Source organism: Neobacillus mesonae, assembly GCF_023715155.1.
GTDB lineage: Bacteria > Bacillota > Bacilli > Bacillales > Cytobacillaceae > Neobacillus > Neobacillus mesonae_A.
Map to the genome: position 1 here is coordinate 1 of NZ_JAMBNQ010000155.1, position 255 is coordinate 255.

General features: G+C 54.1%; 2 tRNA genes. Both read left to right on the forward strand.

The features are described 5' to 3' along the window. Window positions 1-28 precede the first annotated feature (28 nt). Window positions 29-117, forward strand: a tRNA-Leu gene (locus M3183_RS26950). Window positions 118-130: 13 nt separating this feature from the next. Beyond that, window positions 131-207 (forward strand) — tRNA-Arg (locus M3183_RS26955). The last annotated feature ends 48 nt before the right edge of the window (window positions 208-255 follow it).

Sequence of the window (255 nt, forward strand, 5' to 3'; positions counted from 1 at the left end):
GGTTCGAATCCCGTCTTCCGCTCCATATGCCGGGGTGGCGGAACTGGCAGACGCACAGGACTTAAAATCCTGCGGTAGGTGACTACCGTACCGGTTCGATTCCGGTCCTCGGCACCATTTTTTAAAACATGCGCCCGTAGCTCAATTGGATAGAGCGTCTGACTACGGATCAGAAGGCTATGGGTTCGACTCCTTTCGGGCGCGCCATAGTGTTTAACGGGAAATAGCTCAGCTTGGTAGAGCACTTGGTTTGGG